Source organism: Xanthomonas dyei (genome assembly GCF_002939865.1).
Taxonomy (GTDB): Bacteria; Pseudomonadota; Gammaproteobacteria; order Xanthomonadales; family Xanthomonadaceae; genus Xanthomonas; species Xanthomonas dyei.
Genome location: NZ_MDEE01000001.1, coordinates 340,180 through 361,454 on the forward strand (window position 1 = coordinate 340,180; position 21,275 = coordinate 361,454).

20 protein-coding genes are annotated in these 21,275 nt (G+C 65.3%); 2 read left to right on the forward strand and 18 right to left on the reverse strand.

What is annotated here, in order from left to right; all coding sequences use genetic code 11:
- Positions 1-90 precede the first annotated feature (90 nt).
- From cspE to rlmD, 9 genes are all read right to left on the reverse strand, one after another.
- A complete protein-coding gene (cspE, locus tag XdyCFBP7245_RS01550; protein ID WP_003488188.1) occupies positions 91-297 on the reverse strand; it encodes a transcription antiterminator/RNA stability regulator CspE in 207 nt (68 codons plus the stop codon).
- An 87-nt stretch (positions 298-384) separates the two neighbouring features.
- Positions 385-1,137 (reverse strand): S-methyl-5'-thioinosine phosphorylase, encoded by a 753-nt coding sequence (locus tag XdyCFBP7245_RS01555; protein ID WP_104614238.1) that lies wholly within the window; start codon positions 1,135-1,137, stop codon positions 385-387.
- 229 nt (positions 1,138-1,366) lie between these two features.
- Positions 1,367-1,921, reverse strand: a complete 555-nt coding sequence (locus tag XdyCFBP7245_RS01560) for a hypoxanthine-guanine phosphoribosyltransferase (RefSeq protein ID WP_055845328.1) — start codon at positions 1,919-1,921, stop codon at positions 1,367-1,369.
- A complete protein-coding gene (nagZ, locus tag XdyCFBP7245_RS01565; protein ID WP_104614069.1) occupies positions 1,921-2,922 on the reverse strand; it encodes a beta-N-acetylhexosaminidase in 1,002 nt (333 codons plus the stop codon). The genes XdyCFBP7245_RS01560 and nagZ overlap by 1 nt, the downstream gene beginning before the upstream one ends.
- A 375-nt stretch (positions 2,923-3,297) precedes the next feature.
- A complete protein-coding gene (locus tag XdyCFBP7245_RS01570; RefSeq protein ID WP_104614070.1) occupies positions 3,298-4,869 on the reverse strand; it encodes a cryptochrome/photolyase family protein in 1,572 nt (523 codons plus the stop codon).
- Between the two features lie 170 nt (positions 4,870-5,039).
- Entirely contained in the window at positions 5,040-6,053 is a 1,014-nt protein-coding gene (locus XdyCFBP7245_RS01575) for an NAD(P)/FAD-dependent oxidoreductase (protein WP_104614239.1), read from the reverse strand.
- Between the two features lie 42 nt (positions 6,054-6,095).
- Positions 6,096-6,779, reverse strand: coding sequence for a DsbA family oxidoreductase (locus XdyCFBP7245_RS01580; RefSeq protein WP_104614071.1), 684 nt, complete (start codon positions 6,777-6,779; stop codon positions 6,096-6,098).
- Positions 6,780-6,907: 128 nt separating this feature from the next.
- Entirely contained in the window at positions 6,908-7,432 is a 525-nt protein-coding gene (locus XdyCFBP7245_RS01585; RefSeq protein ID WP_104614072.1) for a CYTH domain-containing protein, read from the reverse strand.
- A 94-nt stretch (positions 7,433-7,526) separates the two neighbouring features.
- A complete protein-coding gene (gene rlmD / locus XdyCFBP7245_RS01590) occupies positions 7,527-8,861 on the reverse strand; it encodes a 23S rRNA (uracil(1939)-C(5))-methyltransferase RlmD (RefSeq protein ID WP_104614073.1) in 1,335 nt (444 codons plus the stop codon).
- Between the two features lie 159 nt (positions 8,862-9,020).
- Between rlmD and XdyCFBP7245_RS01595 the strand changes: the two genes are divergently transcribed.
- Positions 9,021-9,743 (forward strand): response regulator, encoded by a 723-nt coding sequence (locus XdyCFBP7245_RS01595; RefSeq protein WP_104614074.1) that lies wholly within the window; start codon positions 9,021-9,023, stop codon positions 9,741-9,743.
- Positions 9,744-9,852: 109 nt separating this feature from the next.
- Here the strand turns inward: XdyCFBP7245_RS01595 and recO are convergent, their stop codons facing one another.
- The 9 genes from recO to rpoE all read right to left on the reverse strand — a co-directional run bounded on the left by recO (position 9,853) and on the right by rpoE (position 18,930).
- Positions 9,853-10,575, reverse strand: a complete 723-nt coding sequence (gene recO / locus XdyCFBP7245_RS01600) for a DNA repair protein RecO (protein ID WP_104614075.1) — start codon at positions 10,573-10,575, stop codon at positions 9,853-9,855.
- A 322-nt stretch (positions 10,576-10,897) separates the two neighbouring features.
- Entirely contained in the window at positions 10,898-11,794 is an 897-nt protein-coding gene (gene era, locus XdyCFBP7245_RS01605; RefSeq protein WP_104614076.1) for a GTPase Era, read from the reverse strand.
- Entirely contained in the window at positions 11,791-12,471 is a 681-nt protein-coding gene (gene rnc / locus XdyCFBP7245_RS01610) for a ribonuclease III (RefSeq protein WP_104614077.1), read from the reverse strand. Before rnc ends, era begins: the two co-directional genes overlap by 4 nt.
- Positions 12,461-12,868 (reverse strand): DUF4845 domain-containing protein, encoded by a 408-nt coding sequence (locus XdyCFBP7245_RS01615; RefSeq protein WP_104614078.1) that lies wholly within the window; start codon positions 12,866-12,868, stop codon positions 12,461-12,463. Before XdyCFBP7245_RS01615 ends, rnc begins: the two co-directional genes overlap by 11 nt.
- A complete protein-coding gene (lepB, locus tag XdyCFBP7245_RS01620; RefSeq protein ID WP_104614079.1) occupies positions 12,869-13,669 on the reverse strand; it encodes a signal peptidase I in 801 nt (266 codons plus the stop codon).
- 103 nt (positions 13,670-13,772) lie between these two features.
- A complete protein-coding gene (lepA, locus tag XdyCFBP7245_RS01625; RefSeq protein ID WP_161963871.1) occupies positions 13,773-15,563 on the reverse strand; it encodes a translation elongation factor 4 in 1,791 nt (596 codons plus the stop codon).
- A gap of 166 nt (positions 15,564-15,729) precedes the next feature.
- On the reverse strand, positions 15,730-17,331 hold the full coding sequence (locus tag XdyCFBP7245_RS01630) for a DegQ family serine endoprotease (RefSeq protein ID WP_104614081.1): 1,602 nt from the start codon (positions 17,329-17,331) through the stop codon (positions 15,730-15,732).
- A gap of 109 nt (positions 17,332-17,440) precedes the next feature.
- Positions 17,441-18,313 (reverse strand): sigma-E factor negative regulatory protein, encoded by an 873-nt coding sequence (locus XdyCFBP7245_RS01635; RefSeq protein ID WP_104614082.1) that lies wholly within the window; start codon positions 18,311-18,313, stop codon positions 17,441-17,443.
- The gene (gene rpoE, locus XdyCFBP7245_RS01640; protein ID WP_005991949.1) at positions 18,310-18,930 is read right to left on the reverse strand and encodes an RNA polymerase sigma factor RpoE; all 621 of its coding nucleotides are present in this window, start codon (positions 18,928-18,930) and stop codon (positions 18,310-18,312) included. The genes XdyCFBP7245_RS01635 and rpoE overlap by 4 nt, the downstream gene beginning before the upstream one ends.
- 235 nt (positions 18,931-19,165) lie before the next feature.
- Here rpoE and XdyCFBP7245_RS01645 point away from each other — a divergent pair, with 235 nt between their 5' ends.
- Positions 19,166-21,247, forward strand: coding sequence for a 3-hydroxyacyl-CoA dehydrogenase NAD-binding domain-containing protein (locus tag XdyCFBP7245_RS01645; RefSeq protein ID WP_104614083.1), 2,082 nt, complete (start codon positions 19,166-19,168; stop codon positions 21,245-21,247).
- Positions 21,248-21,275 lie beyond the last annotated feature (28 nt).

Genomic DNA, 21,275 nt, shown 5'->3' on the forward strand with positions numbered 1-21,275 from the left:
CTGCTCCGGTTCGCGAACACCGTCCTGCGTGGACCGGTGCAAAAAAAACCCCGCCGTGGCGGGGTTCTTCAACCGCACAATCGAGTCAGATTACTCGACCGGCGTGATGTTCGAAGCCTGGGCACCCTTGGGGCCCTGGGTCACGTCATAACTGACGCGCTGGCCTTCCTGCAGGCTGCGGAAGCCCTTGGAGTTGATCGCGGAGAAGTGCGCGAAGACATCGGCGCTGCCGTCCTCCGGTGAGATGAAGCCAAATCCCTTGGCGTCGTTGAACCACTTGACGGTACCGTTCGGCATGGTGATGCGAGACCTTTGCAATAATTAATGGGTGGTGTACGGCGGTGCGTACGCGCCGAGTATGCAAAGCTTATTCCCCAATGACAATCACCCGCGTGCAAGTTCGCCAATCAGTTCGGGCAACCCGGACGAGGCGGCATCCACGTTGGCCAACACCTCGGCCATGGTGATTTCCTGCGCGTCGCCGCAACCGGCCGCCCAGTTCGCCACGATCGCCAAACACGCATATTCCAGGCCTTTTTCGCGCGCAAGCCCGGCTTCGGGCATGCCGGTCATGCCGACCAGATCGCAGCCGTCGCGACGCATGCGGGCGATCTCTGCAATCGTTTCCAAACGCGGCCCTTGCGTCGCGCCGTAGCACCCGCCGGCCACCATCGTGACCCCGGTCACCTTGGCCGCAGCGATGACCTTGCTGCGAAACATCGGCGAATACGGATGACCGAAATCCACATGCTGCACCTCGCTGCCCGGCTCCTCGCAGAAGGTGGACACGCGCCCCCAGGTGTAATCGATCAGCTGATCGGGGCATGCCAGCACGCGCGGGCCGAACTGTTCGGTGATGCCACCGACCGTGTTGAGCGCAAGCACGCGCGAGGCGCCAATTTGCTGCAACGCAGCGATATTTGCGCGGTAATTGACCTTGTGCGGCGGCAGCGAATGACCTTCGCCATGCCGGGCCAGGAACGCCACCCGATGACCTAGCAGCATGCCGACGCGGATCGGCCCCGACGGCGCGCCGTAGGGCGTGTCCAGCTCGTGGGTCTGCACGTCATCGAGCTGCGCGAGCTTGTAGACACCAGTGCCGCCAATGACGGCCAATGCGATGGAATGGGAAGACACAACCGACCTCTGCAACGTAACGGACGTGGAAGCGCGCAAACGCGCACGAGTGCCCGCGCGGCGGCGGGCCAGTGATTCAGAAGCGATCAGCAACATATGGCGAGCGATCGTGTCGCCGGGGGTGGGCGCCAAAGCGAAGCGCACTCCACCGCCCGTGCAAACCAACCCTGCGCAGCGGCCGGGTTCGCCTGGCGGCTACGCGGTCGCGTTGCTGATCACCGCGCGCGTCTTACTGCTTCATCGCATAGATGGCAGGAATACCGCGCAGCTGTTCGTTGACGTCCATGCCGAAGCCGAACACATAGCGGTCGGCCACTTCCACGCCCACGTAATCGGCGGTAACGCCCGGCACGCAGCGGTCGTGCCGCTTGACGGTTAACACCGCCACGCGTACATCGGTGGCGCCCTGCTCCAGACACCACTGGCGCACGCCCTGCAGCGTATAGCCCTCATCAAGGATATCGTCGACCAGGATCACCCGGCGGCCGAACAGCGCGGTAGCCGGGCGGTGCTTCCAGACCAGCTCGCCGCCGACGGTTTCGCCGCGATAACGGGTGGCATGCAGATAATCGAACTGCAGGTCCTGCCCGCGTGCGCCCAACTCCAGCGCCAACTGGCCGGAGAACGGCAGCGCGCCGTGCATGATGGTGAGATACACCGGCACTTCGCCGGCATAGTCGCGCGCGATGGCATCGGCAATGGTGCCGACGGCGGCATCGATGGCTGGGCGGTCGACCAGCAGATCGGCTTGGGCCAGGGCCTGGGAAATGGTGAGCGTGGACATCAGGCAATTGATCCGAAAGGAGCGGAAGGAGTGTTGAACGAGGCATCGGTGCCGGCAAGCAGGCCGTCCCAACCGAGCGCGCCGCGACCGATCAGGCCGATCAGCGCTGCGGTATTGAGGCTGCGGCCTTGCACGGCCTGCAGCGATTCGTCGACCAGTTCCGGATGGCAGACCAGCACCACGTCGCAGCCGGCATCCAGGTGCGCATGCACTCGGCCCGCCACGCCGCCGGCGCTGAACGAGGCCGCCATGCCGATGTCGTCGGAAAACACCACGCCGCGGAAGCCCATCTGGCCGCGCAGGATCTGCTCGATCCAGCGCTGCGAATAACCGGCCGGTTCCGGCGCGACCTGCGGGTAGACCACGTGCGCCATCATCACCGCGTCGGCGCCGGCCTCGATGCCGGCCACGAATGGCAGCAGATCGTCGGCCTGCAGTTGCTCCAGCGAACGCGGGTCGCTGGCGTGATCCACATGGGTGTCTTCGAGCACCGTGCCGTGGCCGGGAAAATGTTTGAGCGTGGCGGCCATGCCGGCACCGTGCAGCGCTTGCACATAGGCGCGGCTGAAGGTGGCCACGATCTGCGGGTCGTCGCTGAAGGCGCGATCGCCGATGGCGCGGTTGCCGCGCCCCAGGTCCACCACCGGCGCAAAGCTCAGGTCCACGCCGCTGGCGCGTACTTCGGTGGCCATCAGCTGCGCGTGCGCGCGCGCTGCGGCGAGCGCGCCTTGCGGATCCTGCAGATACTGCGTACCGAAGCTCTGCAACGGCGCCAGCGCGCTGAAGCCGTCACGAAACCGCTGCACGCGCCCGCCTTCCTGATCCACGCACAGCAACACCGGTCGCGGCGCGGCAGCACGAATGGATGCCGACAGCTCGGCCACCTGGGTGCGCGAGGCGAAGTTGCGCTTGAACAGCACCACGCCGGCAACGGCATCGTGCTGCAGCCAGTCGCGTTCCTGTGCGCTGAGTTCGGTACCGGCAACGCCGATCAGAAGCATGTTGGGGGACTCCCGGGCCAGGCGCCACGAGGGCGCAGCGCGGCATTGTCGCAGATGCGCGTTGCAGCGTCAGATCGCGCATTCAGACAGGGGGTGACGTCCACTGACCCAAGCGCCTTGCGGCCAGGCGTTGCGGCGCCCGCGCACCGATACCGCAAGCCACGTGATCGCCCTTGAGCTCGCGCCCCTGGCGCTGGCAGCGCCGGTGCCGTTATTCGCACCGCAAACGCAACAGCCTGCGGCCCCGGGCAGACACCCCGGCTGTGCTGCCCAGCTCGCCAGCGGCGTACGACGCGCGGCGGTCTGCAGCAGGACGCATGCGGCAGGTTCACGACCGCACTGGCCGCCCAGCAGACGACTTCGGTCTTCGCCGCCTCAAAGACGGTCCAGATTCGCCCGCCAATGTGCGGCCTGGATCTGGATGCCCTCCAGCACCTCAGGCGCCATGCCATCGAGCTGCCGATACGGCATCGCCAGGCGTTCGTTCGTGCCCAGCAGCGGGCGCTGCCGCGCGAGGAAATCCCAGTACAGCGCGTTGTAGGGGCAGGCCCGCGCACCGACACGCGCCTTGCGCTGATAGCTGCAGCCGCTGCAGTAATCGCTCATGCGATCGATATAGGCCGCACCACTGATATACGGCTTGCTGCCGAGCAGGCCACCGTCGGCAAACTGACTCATGCCCACCGTGTTGGGCAACTCCACCCACTCGAACGCATCGATGTAGACACCCAGATACCAGCGATGCAGCGCCTGCGGGTCCAGCCCCGCCAAAAGCGCAAAATTGCCGATCACCATCAGCCGCTGGATGTGGTGCGCATGCGCATTGGACAGCGAATTGCCGACGGCATCGGCCAGGCACCGCATTCCGATCTGCCCGTCCCAGAACCACTGCGGCAGCGGCGCATGCTGATCGAGCTGATTGGACTGCGCATAGCCGGGCATCTGCGACCAGTACACGCCGCGCACGTATTCGCGCCAGCCCAGAATCTGCCGGATAAAGCCTTCCACCGAGGCCAGCGGTGCGTGTCCCTGCCGCCACGCCGTTTCGGCACGCGCAATCACTTCGGCCGGGTGCAACATCTTGACGTTGAGCGCGAACGACAGCAGCGAATGGAATAGCCGCGGGCTACGCGTGCTCATCGCATCTTCGTAGCGGCCGAAATCCGGCAACGCAGTGGCGATGAAGGCATCCAGATGCTGCAAGGCTTCATCGCGGTCCAGCGGCCATGGCAGCGCCTGCGCATTTGGCGCGCCGAAACTGCGCACGCCGGCAGCTTCGATGCTGCGCCACAACGCGCCATGGTCGTGCGCGGCGCGCCACTCCTGCGGCGCTGGCGGATCGCCGGGCCACGGCGCGCGATTGTCGTGATCGAAGTTCCAACGCCCACCTTCCGGTTGGCCGGAGGCATCGAGCAAGATGCGATGGCGCGTGCGCATCCGTCGATAGAAGACCTCCATGCGCCACTGACTTCCGGCGCGGAAACACGCCGCCACCTCAGCGCGCTCGGTCAGAAAATGCTCGCTATCGACCATGTGCGTAGCGAATGCGCAGCCCGCGCTCCAGTGACGCAGCGCCTCATCCAGCCGCCACTCATCCGGCGCCTGGTACTGCAGATGCTCGGCGCGGTAATGCGCCATCAACGCCTCGAGATTGCCCGGGATGGATTGCCGATTACTGGGGGCATCGATCGCGACATAGCGCACGCGGTGCCCGTGCTGCCGCAAGCGCGCGGCAAACGCGCGCATTGCCGCAAAGATCGCCAGGATCTTCTGCGCGTGATGCAGCACGTAATCGGTTTCCTCGCGCACTTCCATCAGCACGTAGACCACGCCGGGGTCGTGCGTCGCAAACCAGCTGTGCTGCGGGTTGAGCTGATCGCCCAGGATCAGGCGCAGCGTATGTGCGGGCGTTTGCGAGGCGCTGCTGCGCGTATCGGAGTCATGCATTGGTGCTGAGCTCGCGCATGCATGCAAGACACGCTTGCATCAGCGCGGCGCTCGGGTAGGCATTTTGAAACGCTGCACACGACATCTGTGCGTCTGCGTTGTCTGCAACGCAAACCCCGCTCTGCCATTGCGCGGCACTGATACTCAAACACCACGGATGCGCCACCGGCTTATGCATCCGTATGGTGCGTGACATCGTCGGCACACACCCGCTGCGCCAAGGCGGTTCCGCTTTGCCACGCGCCCTCCACCTTGCCGCCCGCCAACCAGTCGCCACACATGCCAAGGCCAAGCTGCGCATCCCAGAAGCAGCCGGTCTGCAACGGAGGATCGGTGCTGGCCACCTCCCACCGATAGGCATCACAGGCCTGCGGCAGCGGCAGGCCGAGCGCCGCCAGTTCCGGCAGCAGCATGGCGATGACGTCCTCGGGCGCGGCATCGAAATGCAGCTGGCTCCAGTCGGCGGTGGCATGCAGCAGCCAGGTCTCGGCGCCCTGCCGTGCCGGTTTACTGGAGTCGCGCGCTACCCAGCGCAAGGGGCCGGCGTTGACGAACAGCGCGTCGTAGCCGGGATCGATCCGCGCGTCGAACCGCAGCACCACCGCCCAGGCCGGCTGCATGCATGCATCGCCGGCGATGGTCGCAAGCGCAGGTGCGACCCCTGCCAACAACGCCGCCGCATCCGGTGCGGCAAGTGCGAGCAACACCGTATCGACCACATGCAGCGCGGGCGCGCCGTGCACGCCGTGCACGCCCAACGCCCAGCCCTGGCCCCTGCGTTGCAAGCTGCGTACCGCTGCATGCAACCGAACATCCAGCCCTGCCGCCAGCACGCGAGCGGGAGCGGCCATCTCCGGTACTCCAACAAAACGCGCCAACGCAGTGTGCGACGCACGCATCTCAGTTCCATCCCAGCTTGCGATGCGTGCTGGCCAGCGCGCCGCGACGCCCGCGGCGACCCATGTGCTCACCACTGCCGCAAAGTCCGGATCGCGCGCGGTGAAATACTGCGCGCCCACATCGCACTGCCAACCTTTGCCTGCACGGGCACGCATGCGTCCACCAGCCGCATCGCCCTGCTCGTACACCGTCACCACCGCGCCGGCGGCCTGCAGCGCCTTGGCACAGGAGAGCCCAGCCAAGCCGGCGCCAAGCACCGCGACCGTGCGCGGGTGGCGCGACATCGACGGATCAGTCACCGGCACGGGCATGACGCAGGCGATCTCTCACACCGCACATCCATCGGGCCCGCACGCATCGGCGCCGCCAATCGGCACCGATTCGGCGGCCAACTGCAGCAGCGCCTGCGCAAACGTCTCCGGCGGCTGCGCGCCCTGGATCAGACTACGTCCGTCGATCACGAAGCTGGGCACTGCACGGATGCCCAGCGCGCTGGCCTGTGCCAACTGAGCCTGCACCTCCACAATGCCTTCGTCGGAGTCGAGCATCGCCTGCACGCGCGAGGCTGCAAGCCCGCCGGCCTCACCCGCACGCAGCAGCGTGTCGGTCGCAGCCACGTTCTGGCCTTGCGCAAAATGCGCATGAAACAGGGCTTCCATCACCGCACCGACATCGCCTTCGTGCGTAGCCAGCCAGAGCAAGCGATGCGCCCGCAACGTGCTGACCTGTACCTGGCCGCGCCCGAAGTCGAACGGCAGGCCTTCCGCGCGTGCGGTGTCCTGGGTCTGCGCAAGCATTTGATCGACGCGCGCGGCACCGCCGAACTTGCGCGCCAGTGCATCGCGCAGCGGCACCGGCTCGGCACCGGCATCCGGGTCGAGCTCGAACGCGTGGTAATGGATGTCCAATACCGGCAGCTGCGCACCAAGCGCAGCGACCGCCTGTTCAAAACGGCGCTTGCCGATCCAGCACCAGGGGCAGACCACGTCGGACCAGATGTCGATGCGCATAAGGCTGGGATTCGTTGGCGGGGATTCGGGATTGACAAAGCATAAGCCCAATACCGAGACAGGGATTGGAGAATCGTGATTGGTGATGCGCAAGGCATCGCCCAATGCAGCCGCATCACCCTTGGCTTTTACGAATCCCGAATGCCCACTCCCGACTCCCGGCTCTCCACCCATTGCGAGAACGGATGGGAGGCCAGTGCCAGGTTGTAATAGCGCACGTCGTCGGTGACTTCCGCACCGATCCATTCCGGCTTGGCGAACGCCTCGTCAGCACTGCCAAGCTCGATCTCGGCCACCACCAACCCTGCGTTATCGCCCAGGAATTCGTCCACTTCCCACACATGCCCCTGGTGCTCGACCAGATGCCGACGCTTGTCGATCAAGCCGCCCACGCACAACGCCAGCAACGCGCGCGCATCGGCGAGGGGGATCGGGTATTCGAACTCCTGACGGGTATGCCCAACCTCGCGCGACTTCAGATTGAGAAATGCATTCTCACCCTGAAGACGCACCCGCACCGACGCGTTCTGCGCGCCGCTGCGCAACGACGCCTGATCGTTGATGTATCCCTGCGCCATCGGGATCACGGCATGCGCAGCGCTACGCCAGCCATCGCCGGTGACAAGAAACTTGCGTTCGATTTCTGTTGGCATGGGAATCGGGAATCGGGAATCGGGAATCGGGAATCGGGAATCGCAACAGCATACGGCGAACCGCCTTCACCATTCCCGATTCCCTAATGACTATTCACCGCCGTTCAAACACCGCAATGCTTTCCACGTGCGCGGTGTGCGGAAACATATCCATCGCACCGGCCGACACCAGCGTAAAACCCTGTTCGTTGACCAGGTAGCCGGCGTCGCGCGCCAGCGAGCCCGGGTGGCAACTGACATACACGATGCGCTCGAATTTCTTCAGCGGCAGTTGCTGCAGCACGTCCAATGCGCCCGAACGCGGCGGGTCCAGTAGCAGCTTGTCGAAGCCCTGACGCATCCAGGGCGTATTGCGCTGATCCTGGGTCAGATCGGCCGCATAAAACTGCGCATTGTCCAGGCCATTGCGTTGCGCATTTTCCTTCGCGCGCGCCACCAACCCGGCATCGCCTTCCACGCCGACCACCTCGCGCACCGTTCTTGCCAGCGGCAGAGTGAAATTGCCCAACCCGCAGAACAGATCCAGCACGCGGTCATCGGGTTTGGCATCGAGCAGCGCCAGCGCGTGCGCAATCATCTTCTGGTTGAGCGAGGCATTGACCTGAATGAAGTCCAGCGGCCGAAATGCCAGCTCCACATCCCACTGGGGCAGACGGAACGACAGCGGAACGTCCTGCGGCCACAACGGATGCACGCTGTCCACGCCGCCGGGCTGCAGGAAGATCGCAAACCCATGCGCCTGCGCAAACTCCACCCAGGCCTGCCGATCGCGCTCGCTGAGCGGCTGCATGTGGCGGATGGTCAACGCCACCGCATCGTCGCCGCCGATGAACTCGATCTGCGGGATGTCGCGCTTGCCGTCCAGGCTTTCGACCAGGGCGGCCAGCAGCGGAATCTTCTCGCCGATCTGCGGGATCACCGTGTAGCAGACCGACAGGTCGGCCACAAAGCGCGGGTCGAGTTCGCGAAACCCCACCAGGGTCTTGTCCTTCTTCTCCACCCGCCGCACCGAGAAACGGCCTTTGCGCCGATAGCCCCAGGAGTCGCCCACCAACGCGGGCAGCACCGTCTGCGGGCTCACATGGCCAATGCGCTCCAGGTTGTCCGTCAGCACGCGTTGCTTGGCTACGATCTGCTGCGACTCCTCCAGATGCTGCAACACGCACCCGGCGCATACGCCAAAATGCGGGCAGCGCGGAGTCACCCGCTGCGGCGAGGCCTCCAGCACGTCGACCGTTTTGGCTTCATCGAAATGGCGGCTGCGCGCGGTGGGCTCGGCACGCACCAGTTCACCGGGCAAGGCGCCGCTGATGAAGGTGACCTTGCCGCCCTCGCCGTCGCGGCGCGCTACTCCGCGGCCGTCATGGCTCAGGTCGGTGATGGCGGTCTGGAAGGGGGTACGGTCGAAACGGTTTCTGGTTCTGGCCACGTGACGACAAGCTGCGGGCAAAAAGGGTGCGTATTGTCGCAGATGCGATCGACCGAGGCCGCCCTGGGCGGCGTAGCAATTGTCGTGCCCTGCAAACACAGGCAAACTCCGCGTGCGCGCCGAAGTTCAGGATGCGTAACCGCTGACAAGGAGGCAGCAATGAATATGGCGACACGTCAGGAACCCCATCCACGACTCTTGCTGGTGGAAGACGACCCGATCAGCCGCGGCTTTCTGCAGGCTGCCCTGGAAAGCCTTCCGGCCCAGGTGGATTGCGCAGATTCGTTGTCGTCGGCGCTGGACCGCGCGCGCGAACGTCGCCACGACCTGTGGCTGATCGACGTCAATCTCCCCGATGGCACCGGCAGCGGCCTGCTGCGCGCGTTGCGCCTACTGCATCCGGACGTGCCTGCGCTGGCGCATACCGCCGATGGCGACATGGCGGTGCAGCGCGGCCTGCAGTCCGATGGCTTTCTGGAAATGCTGGTCAAGCCGCTGACCACCGAACGCTTGCTGCAGGCGGTACGTCGCGGCCTGGCGCGGGGCCGCTACAGCGTGGCGCCGGTCGGCGTGGTCGACATCGCCGCCAGCGATTGGGACGAGGCGGCAGCGCTGAGCGCGCTCAACGGCCAGCAGCATCACCTCAACGCACTGCGCGAACTGTTCCTGGCAGAGCTGCCGGGCACACGCGACGCAGTCACCTCGGCACTGAACATCAGCGATGAGCAGGCGCTGCGCAACCATCTGCATCGGCTGCAGGCCAGTTGCGGTTTCGTCGGCGCCGCGCGGCTGGCCGGCGCGGTCCGCCTGCTGCGTGGCGACCCGCAATCGCACACGGCGCAGACCCAGTTTCATGCGGCGGTGGCGGCCTTATTGCACTGAGTCGAGGGTGTCGTGATCGGTCGGCAGCGTCAGGAGCGTCAGGCGTTGAGAGGAGTACGTCTCCCGGTTGAATGACGCGCGGCAGTGCGCTCGGGCGGCGGCGTATCGATCAACGCCGCCTCGCCAGATCTTCGAGCATTTCCCAGGATTTCAGGCCGCGTCCGTTCAGATGATGCAACAGTACGCTGCGCATGCTGCGGCGCAGGCCGGGCATGTCATCGGTGGCCGGCATGGCGTCTTCCCCCAGGGCCAACAGCGCAGCACCAGTCACGGTTTCGCGCCGATCCTGGGCCAGACGTTCGCTCAGTACTCGCATGGCGCCCTCCTGCGGATCGAGTCGATAGCGCGCCGCCGGGTCGATCGGTTGCCCGTCGCTATCGTGTTGCAGATCGAAGGCAAACCCCAGCCCGTCCAGCACATCACGCTCGAACCGGCGCAGCCCCCATGCCAGCGACAACTCCGAGGCCAGATGCGCACGTGCCTGCGCGTAGCACGCATAAAGCTCCGGGACCGCATCATTGCGTGGGGCCAGACGCAGCAACAGCTCGCTGATATAGAAACCGGCCAGCATGCGTTCGCCCACCAACCGCGGCGCGGTGTCCAGCGCTTCGGCCTGACGCAGTTGCGCAAGTTCGCCACGCTGCACGGCCGTGAACTGGATCAACTGCAGCGGCTGCAGCGCCGCCCGCAGGGCCTGCTTGCGCGGGCCCTGCACCCCACGCGCCAGCAGCCCGACCCGCCCGTGCTGCTCGCTCAGCACTTCCACCAGCAAGCTGGTCTCGCGCCAGGCGCGCACATGCAGGACGAAGCCGTGTTCGTGCTCGATCAGCATGGAAGCAGTTGCCGGGACTGGGGACCCGGGACCCGGGACACGTAGACAGCAAGGGCAGCGCCTCCGGAATGGCGACGGTGCGCAGCAGCGCTGCCCGAGCTGCATGCGCGGTCCACAGACACGCGCACCATTTGCACAACGCTTATCCCGGCATTGTTCCGCAGAGCTGAAAGCTCCGCCTCGTGTTGAGCGAGCGCCGCTCGCTCAACACGAGGCGGAGCATGCCGAGATATCGCCCGGCGACATGTCCTCAGCATTGGCGACGCACTTACGCATAGCGTGCGCTTTCCGGGTCCCGGGTCCCGGGTCCCCGGCCCCGGTTTCATTCGTATCCGAAGGCCTTCAACGCCGCTTCGTCATCCGACCAGCCTTCGCGCACGCGCACCCAGGTTTCCAGGAACACTTTTGCACCGAACAGCCGCTCCATCTGCAGCCGCGCCTTGCCGCCGATTTCCTTCAGACGGGTGCCGCCCTTGCCGATCACGATCGCCTTCTGGCCCTCGCGCTCGACCCAGATCACCGCACCGATCCGCAGCAGCGCGCCGTCTTCGGCAAAGCGCTCGATTTCCACGGTGGTGGCATACGGCAGTTCTTCACCCAATTGACGCATCAGCTGCTCGCGCACCAGCTCGCCGGCCAGAAAACGCTGGCTACGGTCGGTGATTTCGTCCTCGCCATACATCGCCTCGGCTTCGGGCACCAGCTTGAGCAGATCGCTCACCAGCGCTTCCAGCCCCTTGCGCTTGAGCGCGGACACCGGATGCACGGCGGCAAACGTCCGCCCTTCGCTGACCTGCGCCAAAAACGGGAACAATGCGGTTTTGTCCTTGAGCCGGTCGACCTTGTTGACCACCAGCACCACCGGCACCTCAGCGTCGCTGAGCACGCGGAACGCCAGGGTGTCTTCTTCGTCCCAACGGCCGGCCTCGATCACCAGCACCGCGGCGTCCACACCTTCGAGCGACCCACGCGCGGCGCGATTCATCACCCGGTTCATCGCGCGCTTCTGCTCGCGATGTAGTCCGGGCGTGTCGACCAGCGCCAACTGCCCTTCCGGGAAGGTGGCAATGCCCAGCAACCGATGCCGCGTGGTCTGCGGCCGATTGGACACGATGCTGACCTTGGCGCCCACCAGGGCATTGGTCAGAGTGGATTTGCCGACATTGGGCCGGCCGATCACGGCAACGCTGCCGCTACGGTGGGGAGTGGTTTCGCTCACGTGTTTACATCCAGTTGTGCGATGACGGTAGCCGCCGCCTGTTGCTCGGCAAGGCGGCGCGACGTGCCCTGGCCCTCGGCGCGGGCGATGGGCTGCTCCAGGATGCAGGCGACGTGGAACTGCTTGGCATGCTCGTCGCCGCTCTCGCTGATCAGAGCGTAATTGGGCAGCGGCAGCTGCCGTGCCTGCAGCCATTCCTGCAGCCGGGTCTTGGGATCTTTTTCGGCCTTGCCCACCGGCAATGCTGCAAGCGATGGTTCGAACCACGGCAGCACCACCGCACGGCAGCGTTCGAATCCGCAGTCCAGATAGATCGCCGCAACGATCGCCTCGACCGCATCGGCCAGGATCGAATCGCGCCGATGGCCGCCGGACTTGAGTTCGCCCGGGCCCAGCGTCAGCCGCTCGCCAAGATTGAGCGTGCGCCCGATCACCGCGAGTGCGCCTTCGCGTACCAGCTCGGCGCGCGCGCGCGTCAATGCGCCTTCGTCGGCCTTGGGCCAGCGCTGATACAGCGCCTCGGCGATCAGCAGGTTGACGATGCCGTCGCCGAGAAATTCCAGTCGCTCGTTATGCGGCGTCCCGGCACTGCGATGCCGTAGCGCCTGGGCAAGCAGAGCCGGATCGGCGAATGCATGCCCGATCGGATCGCCACGTTGGAAGGTTCTATTCGACACCGCGCTTCGTCAAATCCTGTTCCGTGTCGAACTTGCCGACAACATCCAGATTGCCAACCAGCTCACGACGGACCTCGTAGTTGACCTTCATCCGCCAGCCGCCTTCAACACGCTCGAACTTGACGTCTTCTTTTTTGACGTTCTCCGAGTAATTGATGTACAGACGACGAAAGAACAGGTCCTGCAACTTGGACGGGTCCATGGTGGCACTGCCCGGCTCATTGGCCAGGCCCTTCATCGCAGTACGGACGGAGTAATACTCCTGATACATCGGAAACAGCTTCATCCCGATATACAGGCCGAATCCGACCACCGCCAGCACCACCACGAACGACGTCAACGTCATACCGCTTTGCTTGCGCTTCATTGTGCTTTCCCCGGCACGCCGTGCGTGCATTTACTGGATTCCAGTCCCGATCCGCGACGGATCGAAACTCCCCTTGCAGAACCACCCTTCGCAATTGAGCCAGATCAAAAACGCCTTGCCGCGCAGATTGGCTTCCGGCAAGAAGTGCGTCTGGGTCCAGAACCGGCTGTCTTCACTATTGTCGCGATTGTCCCCCATCACGAAATAGCTGTCTGCCGGCACCGTCCAGTCGCCCTGGCCGGCCGGCATGTTGCGGTCCACCCACTCCAGCACGGTATGCGTGCGGCCCGGCAGGTCCTCGACCAGCAGCGTGGTGCCGGTCATCTCGGCGCCCTTACCCTTGCCGATGTACTCGCCCTTGACCGTATAGCGCATCGGCTTGTCGTTGATATACAGCGTGTCGCCGTGGAAGCCGATCTTGTCGCCCGGCAGTCCGACCACGCGCTTGATCCAGTTCTGATCCGGCGCATGCGGGGGTTTGAACACCACCACGTCGCCGCGCTTGGGCTCGCCGGTCGGGATGAACTTGGTATTGGTGATCGGCAGACGGAAACCGTAGGCGAACTTGTTGACCAGGATGAAATCGCCGATCAGCAGGTTGGGCATCATCGAACTGGACGGAATCTTGTACGGCTCTGCAACGAAGCTGCGCAGGATCAGCACCACCGCCAGCACCGGGAAGAACGCGCGCGAGTAATCGATGATCGCCGGCTCGCTGTCCAGCAGCCCGGCACGTGCGGCACGGCGCTTGGCCAACAACAGCTTGTCCAGCAGCCAGATGAAGCCGGTGCCCAGCGTCAGCATAACCAGGATGATTTCAAACCATTTCATTGATGTTCCTTCGGAAAGGGAATCGGGAGTCGAGAATGGGGAATCGGAACGGCAAGAGCGCGCAAGCCTCTGCGATTCCCCATTCCCGATGCACTATTCCCTGCTACTTATCCATCTGCAGCACGGCCAGGAAAGCCTCCTGCGGAATCTCCACGCGGCCGACCTGCTTCATGCGCTTCTTGCCTTCTTTCTGCTTTTCCAGCAGCTTTTTCTTGCGCGAAACGTCGCCACCATAGCACTTGGCCAACACGTTCTTGCGCATCGCCTTGACCGTGGAACGCGAGATGATCTGCGAGCCGACGGCGGCTTGAATCGCCACGTCGAACATCTGCCGCGGGATCAGTTCCTTCATCTTTTCGCATAGCTCGCGGCCGCGCCGGTCAGCATGGCTGCGGTGCACGATCAGCGACAACGCATCGACCTTGTCGCCGTTGATCAGCACGTCCACCCGCACGAACGGGCCGGCATCGAAACGCACGAAGTGATAATCCAGCGAGGCGTAGCCACGGCTCACCGACTTGAGCTTGTCGAAGAAGTCCAGCACCACTTCTGCCATCGGCAGTTCGTAGCTGATCTGCACCTGGCTGCCCAGATAATTGATGCTGATCTGGGTGCCGCGCTTTTCTTCGCACAACTTGATGATGTTGCCGATGTACTCCTCGGGCGTCAGCACGTTGGCGCGAATGATCGGCTCGCGGATCTCCTCCACCAGGTTCAACTGCGGCAGCTTGGCCGGGTTGTCCATGTTGATGATGGAGCCGTCGGTCTTGAGGACTTCGTACACCACCGTCGGCGCGGTGCTGATCAGGTCCAGGTTGTATTCGCGCTCCAGGCGCTCCTGCACGATTTCCATGTGCAGCATGCCCAGAAATCCGCAACGGAAGCCGAAGCCCATCGCCTCGGAGCTTTCCGGCTCGAAACGCAGCGCGGCATCGTTCAGACGCAACTTGTCCAGGGCTTCGCGCAGATCCGGATAATCCTCGGCATCGACCGGGAACAGGCCGGCGAACACGCGCGGCTGCATTTCCTGAAATCCCGGCAACGCATACGGCGCGGGGTCGGCAGCCAGGGTCAAGGTGTCGCCGACCGGCGCGCCATGCACATCCTTGATCGAAGCATTGATCCAGCCCACTTCGCCAGCGCCTAGCGAAGGCAGCTCCTTGCGCTTGGGGGTGAACACGCCGACCTTGTCGACCAGGTGCGTGCGCCCGGTGGACATCACCAGAATCTTGCTGCCCGGCTTGATCTGGCCCTGCATCACGCGCACCAGCGACACCACGCCCAGGTAATTGTCGAACCAGGAATCGATGATCAGCGCCTGCAGCTTGTCGGTATCGCGCGGCTTGGGCGGCGGAATGCGATGCACGATCGCCTCCAGCACCAGGTCGATGTTGAGACCGGTCTTGGCGCTGACCGCCACCGCGTCTTCGGCATCGATGCCGATCACCGCTTCGATCTCGGCCTTGGCACGGGCGATGTCGGCGGTGGGCAGGTCGATCTTGTTGAGCACCGGCACCACTTCCAGCCCCTGCTCCACCGCGGTGTAACAGTTGGCGACCGATTGCGCTTCCACGCCCTGCGCCGCATCGACCACCAGCAGCGCGCCTTCGCAGGCGGCCAGCGAGCGGCTGACTTCATAGGAGAAGTCGACATGCCCGGGGGTGTCGATGAAGTTCAGCTGGTAGACCTGCCCGTCCTTGGCCGTATACGGCAAGGACACCGACTGTGCCTTGATCGTGATGCCGCGTTCGCGTTCGATCGGGTTGGAGTCGAGAACCTGGGCCTCCATCTCGCGCGCCTGAAGACCGCCGCATAGCTGGATGATCCGGTCGGCCAGGGTGGATTTCCCGTGGTCGACGTGGGCAATGATGGAGAAGTTGCGGATGTACCGCATTGAATCAGAGGACATTGAGGTGGGCGCCGGCGGTGCCGTCGTCAGGGTCACGCAGCATTATCGCACGGCCGGCCCCATTGGGGCCGGGGGAATTGGGAATCGGGAGTAGGGAATCGTGAAAGCCAAGGCAGGCCACGCTCTTACGATTCCCGATTCCCGGCCTCGATCACCCGCCGGCCTTCAGCGCCACATAGCTGGTGGCCTTGCCGTCGGTGACCAGCAGCATGACCACGTCGCCCTTCTTGTAGCTGGACAGCGCGCGGTTGAGTTCGGCGACGCTGCCCACCTTGGTACGGCCGACGCGGGCGATGATCAGCCCCGGCGACAGCGGCGGCTGGGTGCTGCGCGCAGCAGCTCCAGTGACCGCGGCAATCCGCACGCCCTCACCCGCTTCCAGGCCCAACCGACTGCGCTCGGCGGCGGTCAGGTCGGCCACCTGCAGGCCGAGCAAGGCCACACTGGCCGGAGCCTCCGGCTTGACGTCGGCCGCTGCGGTGCGTGGCGCGGCGTCCTCACTGCCATCCTGCAATGGCGCCAGCACGACTGACACCTGACGCGGCTTGCCGTCGCGCAGGATGTCCAGGTTGACCTTGGCGCCCGGCGGCATCAGGCCGATCATCGGCGGCAGATCGCTGGCCACCTCGATCGGCTTGCCATTGACCGCACGGATGACATCGCCCACCTCGACACCGGCCTTTGCGGCCGGGCTGCCGGCGGGGATGTCGTTGACCAGGGCGCCGCGGCTATCCGGCAGGCCCAGCCCTTGCGCCTTGAGCGAGTCGATCGCGCCAACCTGCACGCCCAGCATGCCGCGACTGACCCGGCCGGTGGCTTTGATCTGTTCGGCCGCACTAAACGCCAGGTCGATCGGGATCGCAAAACTAATCCCCATGTAGCCGCCAGACGCGGAGAAGATCTGCGAATTGATGCCGACCACTTCGCCGCGGGTGTTGAGCAGCGGGCCACCGGAGTTGCCCTGGTTGATCGCCACGTCGGTCTGGATGAAGGGCACGTAGCGCTGATCCGCGTACGGATTGCTGCGGCCGGTGGCGCTGACGATGCCGGCGGTAACCGAGTGATCCAGCCCGAACGGCGAGCCGATCGCCACCACCCACTGACCTGGCTTGAGCGTATTGGAGTCGCCCAGGCGCACGGTCGGAAGCCCCTTGGCCTCGATCTTCAGCAGCGCCACGTCGAACTGTTCGTCGCTGCCCACCACCTTGGCCTTGAACTCGCGGCGGTCGGTGAGCTTGACGGTGACTTCGCTGGCGCCATCGACCACGTGGTGATTGGTCAGCACATAGCCGTCGGCGGAAATGATGAAGCCCGAGCCCATCGACTTGCCGGCGATGCCGCCATCGTCATCGCCACCGCCCTGGCCCGGCCCCTGCCGCGGGCCGCCCGGCATCTGAAAATCCGGGCCGAAGAAGCGCTTGAAGAACTCCGGCATCTGCTCGTCGTCCGGCATGCCGCCCTGACCGGGCATGCCACCCTGGCCACCGCGCCCGCCACGCGCCGAACGCGCCATCGCATCCTTGCGGGTGATGGTGGTTTCGATATTGACCACGCCTGGGCCGACCTGTTCGACCAGATTGGTGAAGTCCGGCAGGCCGGCGACCAACTGCGGCGCCGGGGTGGTGCTGCGGTTGGCGGCAATCGGCGCACTGGCCTTGGCGGCCGGCGCTGGCGCGGTTTGCTGAGCACAGGCTGCCAGCGGCAACGTCATGGCGATCAGGCCAAACATCTGGGTACGCATGCGGTGATTCATCGAGTTGCCTCCGATGGCAGGGCGACAGGGGCCGGAACCCGCGAGATGACACGGGCCCGGCAAGTTAACGGGAGGAAGCGCGCCGACTGGATGAAGATCGGCGGCCGGATCAGTTCTGCGGGACCTGCACCGGCAGCGGCCGGCTCTGCGCAGGGTTGCCGGTCGCCTGGGGCGCAGGCTCGAACGGATAGAACGCCGGACCCTGGCGGCTCTGGCTGAAACTGGCGTTGAGCGGGCTATCGCCGGCGCCGGACAACGCGGCGCGTGGCCACGGGCGCGCCTGCAGTGTCGTGTCCGGATGGGTAAATGGATTGGAGGTTGCCGCCGGGCTCACCGCAGCAGCCGGGGTCGCGGAAGCCACCATCCGGGCCGGGGTCTGTTGCTGACGCGTCGCGACATTGCGCGCCACCTGTTGGTTACGGGTAGCGGCACCGCGACGCGTGGACGCCAGCGCCGCAGCCGGCACCGCCGCCACAAGCGCGCCACCGTCGCCAGGGTTGGCCGGATCCGGCATGGCTGGCGCCTTCGGCGCGACTGGCGGCCGTGCGATGGCAGGCACTTGCGCCGTGGTGGCATACACCGGCACAACGGAGGCTGGCGGCGCCGTCTCGGGCAAGCGCTCGCGTGCCATGAACAAGGCGATTGCGGCAACCGACGCAGCAATCGCCGCACCTCCACCCCAACGCCAGCGTGCGGCCGAGCGCGGCGCCGGCTGCGCTTGCGGCGCTGGCTCATCGGCAATGGCGTTGCGCACACGCGCGGCAAAATCCAGCGGCGCCGGCGCACTGGCCGCACCGCGCAGTACGTCGCCGCACAGCTGCCAGCGTTCGTGGCAGCCGGCCAGCTCCTCATCGTGCGCCAGACGGCGCAGCAAGAAGCGCGACTCGTCGGCGTTCAACTCTCCGTCGACCAGCGCAGACAACTGCTGCCGGTAGTGACGTTCGAATTTGTCGGTGGTGGACATGGCAGGGTTATCGCTCATACACGGTGTCGCTCACGGGTAGCGCTTTCGGTCTCCAGCAGAGGCCGCAGCTCGATGTCGATGGCCTCGCGCGCCCGGAAGATGCGCGAGCGCACCGTTCCGATCGGGCAATCCATCTTTCGCGCGATGTCCTCATAACTCAGCCCCTCCACCTCGCGCAGGGTGATGGCCGACCGAAGTTCTTCCGGCAGGGCTTGGACCGCGCGCATCACCGTTTGTTCCAGCTCCTGTCGCATCAATTCGCGCTCCGGGGTGTCGTTGTCGCGCAACCGGGTCGCTCCGTCGAACTGTTCGGCATCGCTGATCTCGATGTCGTCGGTGGGCGGGCGGCGGTTGTGCGCAACCAGATGGTTCTTGGCAGTGTTGACGGCAATGCGGTGCAGCCACGTATAGAACTGGGAGTCGCCGCGGAAACTGTTGATCGCGCGGTACGCGCGCACAAACGTATCCTGGGCCACGTCCTGACATTCGCTCCAGTCGGCGATGTAGCGCCCGATCAACGCGACGATCCGATGCTGGTATTTGCGCACCAGCACATCGAACGCCGCGCTCTCGCCGCGCTGCACACGCCGGACCAGTTCCAGGTCCAGCTCCTGAGGTGTATCGACTTCGGCCATGTTGGGCCGCACTCCTGTCAGCCCACCGAAGTCGGGCAATGAGACCGCCGTTGAAGAGGAAAGTTCATACCGATCGGTACGATCGTCACGTATCAGGGTAGCGGCCCGGATGCGCCGCTGGCGACGCCTCCCGCGAAGCGCATGCCGTCCTGTCGACTGGTATGGGTATTTGACGTGATGGAAACAACCTCTGGATGATAACGGCCTTTCCTTATATCGCCGGACGGCCAGACGCATGCTTCCAGGTTTCGACGGGCTCCGATTCAGCCATTGGCAGGCCGACCTGCACGAGGACGGCGTGGTCGTCCTCAGCCTTGATCGCCAGGGCGCACCGGTCAACGCGTTTTCGCAGGAGGTGCTGCTCGAACTCGGCGCGCTGGTCGAGCGGCTGGCGCTGGACCCGCCCAAGGGCGTGGTACTGCGCTCGGCCAAGTCCAACGGCTTCATTGCCGGCGCAGACCTGAAGGAATTCCAGGACTTCGACCGCAAGGGCACGGTCAACGATGCGATCCATCGCGGCCAGCAGGTGTTCCAGAAACTGGCCGAACTGCCCTGCCCCACGGTAGCGGCGATCCATGGCTTCTGCATGGGCGGCGGCACCGAAATCGCGCTGGCGTGCCGGTACCGGGTGGCATCGGACGACGCCAGTACGCGCATCGGCCTGCCGGAAACCAAGCTCGGCATCTTCCCCGGCTGGGGCGGCAGCGCCCGCTTGCCGCGCCTGATCGGCGCACCGGCGGCGATGGATCTGATGCTGACCGGTCGCACGGTGTCGGCCAAGGCCGCGCGGGCGATGGGGCTGATCGACAAGGTGGCCGCGCCTGCGGTGCTGGTCGATGTTGCCGCCGCCCTGGCCTTGAACGGCACCACGCGCCCGTTCAAGCAACGCGCGACCGCGTGGGCTACCAACACGTTGCCGGCACGCAAGCTGCTCGCGCCGCAGATGCGCAAGCAGGTCGCACGCAAGGCGCGCAAGGAGCATTACCCGGCGCCGTATGCCTTGATCAACGTGTGGGAGCGCGCGGGCGGCAGCGGCATCCAGGCGCGGCTTGCGGCCGAGCGCAAGGCGGTGGTCAAGCTCGCCAGCACCCCAACCGCGCGCAACCTGATCCGCATCTTCTTCCTCACCGAGCGTTTGAAGGCGCTGGGCGGCAAGGAGGCAGGCGCGGCGGCGTTGCCGCCGATTCGCCATGTGCATGTGATCGGTGCCGGCGTGATGGGCGGCGATATCGCCGCGTGGGCCGCCTACAAGGGCTTCGAGGTCACCCTGCAGGACCGTGAGCAGCGCTTTATCGATACGGCGCTGACGCGCGGCGGCGAGCTGTTTACCAAGCGGGTGAAGGACGACGCCAAGCGGCCGGCGGTGGCAGCGCGCCTGCGTGGCGATCTGGCCGGTGCGGGCGTGGCGCAGGCGGATCTGGTGATCGAGGCGATCATCGAAAATCCAAAGGCCAAGCGCGACCTGTATCAATCCATCGAGCCGCAACTCAAGCCCGATGCAGTGCTGACCACCAATACCTCGTCGATTCCGCTGACCGAGCTGCGTGGTCACATTCAGCGCCCCGCGCAATTTGCCGGCCTGCACTATTTCAACCCGGTGGCGATGATGCCGCTGGTGGAAATCGTGCAGCACGATGGCCTGGATCCGGCCAACGTGGCGCGCCTTGCGGCGTTCTGCAAGGCGCTGGACAAGTTCCCAGTGCCGGTGGCCGGCACGCCCGGATTCCTGGTCAACCGCGTGCTGTTTCCGTATCTGCTCGAAGCGGCCACCGCGTATGCCGAGGGCATTCCGGGACCGGTGCTGGACAAGACTGCGGTGAAGTTCGGCATGCCGATGGGGCCGATCGAGTTGATCGACACGGTGGGGCTGGACGTCGCTGCCGGTGTCGGTGCCGAGTTGGCGCCGTTCCTGCATCTGCCGATTCCTGCCGCGCTTGCCACGGTGGACGCCGGCAAGCGCGGCAAGAAGGACGGCCAGGGCCTGTACACATGGGAGAACGGCCGCGCGGTCAAACCCGAAGTGGCCAGCGGCTATGCCGTGCCGCCCGACCTGGAAGACCGCCTGATCCTGCCGCTGCTCAACGAAGCGGTGGCCTGCCTGCACGACGGCGTGGTGGCCGATGCGGACCTGCTCGATGCCGGCGTCATCTTCGGTACCGGCTTCGCCCCGTTCCGCGGCGGCCCAATACAGCATATCCGCAGCGTCGGTGCGGATGCCTTGCTCGAACGTCTGCAGGCACTGCACGCCCGTTATGGCGAACGCTTCGCCCCTCGCCCGGGTTGGGATTCGCCGGTGTTGCGGGAGCCGGTGGCCTAAGCAGCGCTGCGGTACAACGACAACGAAA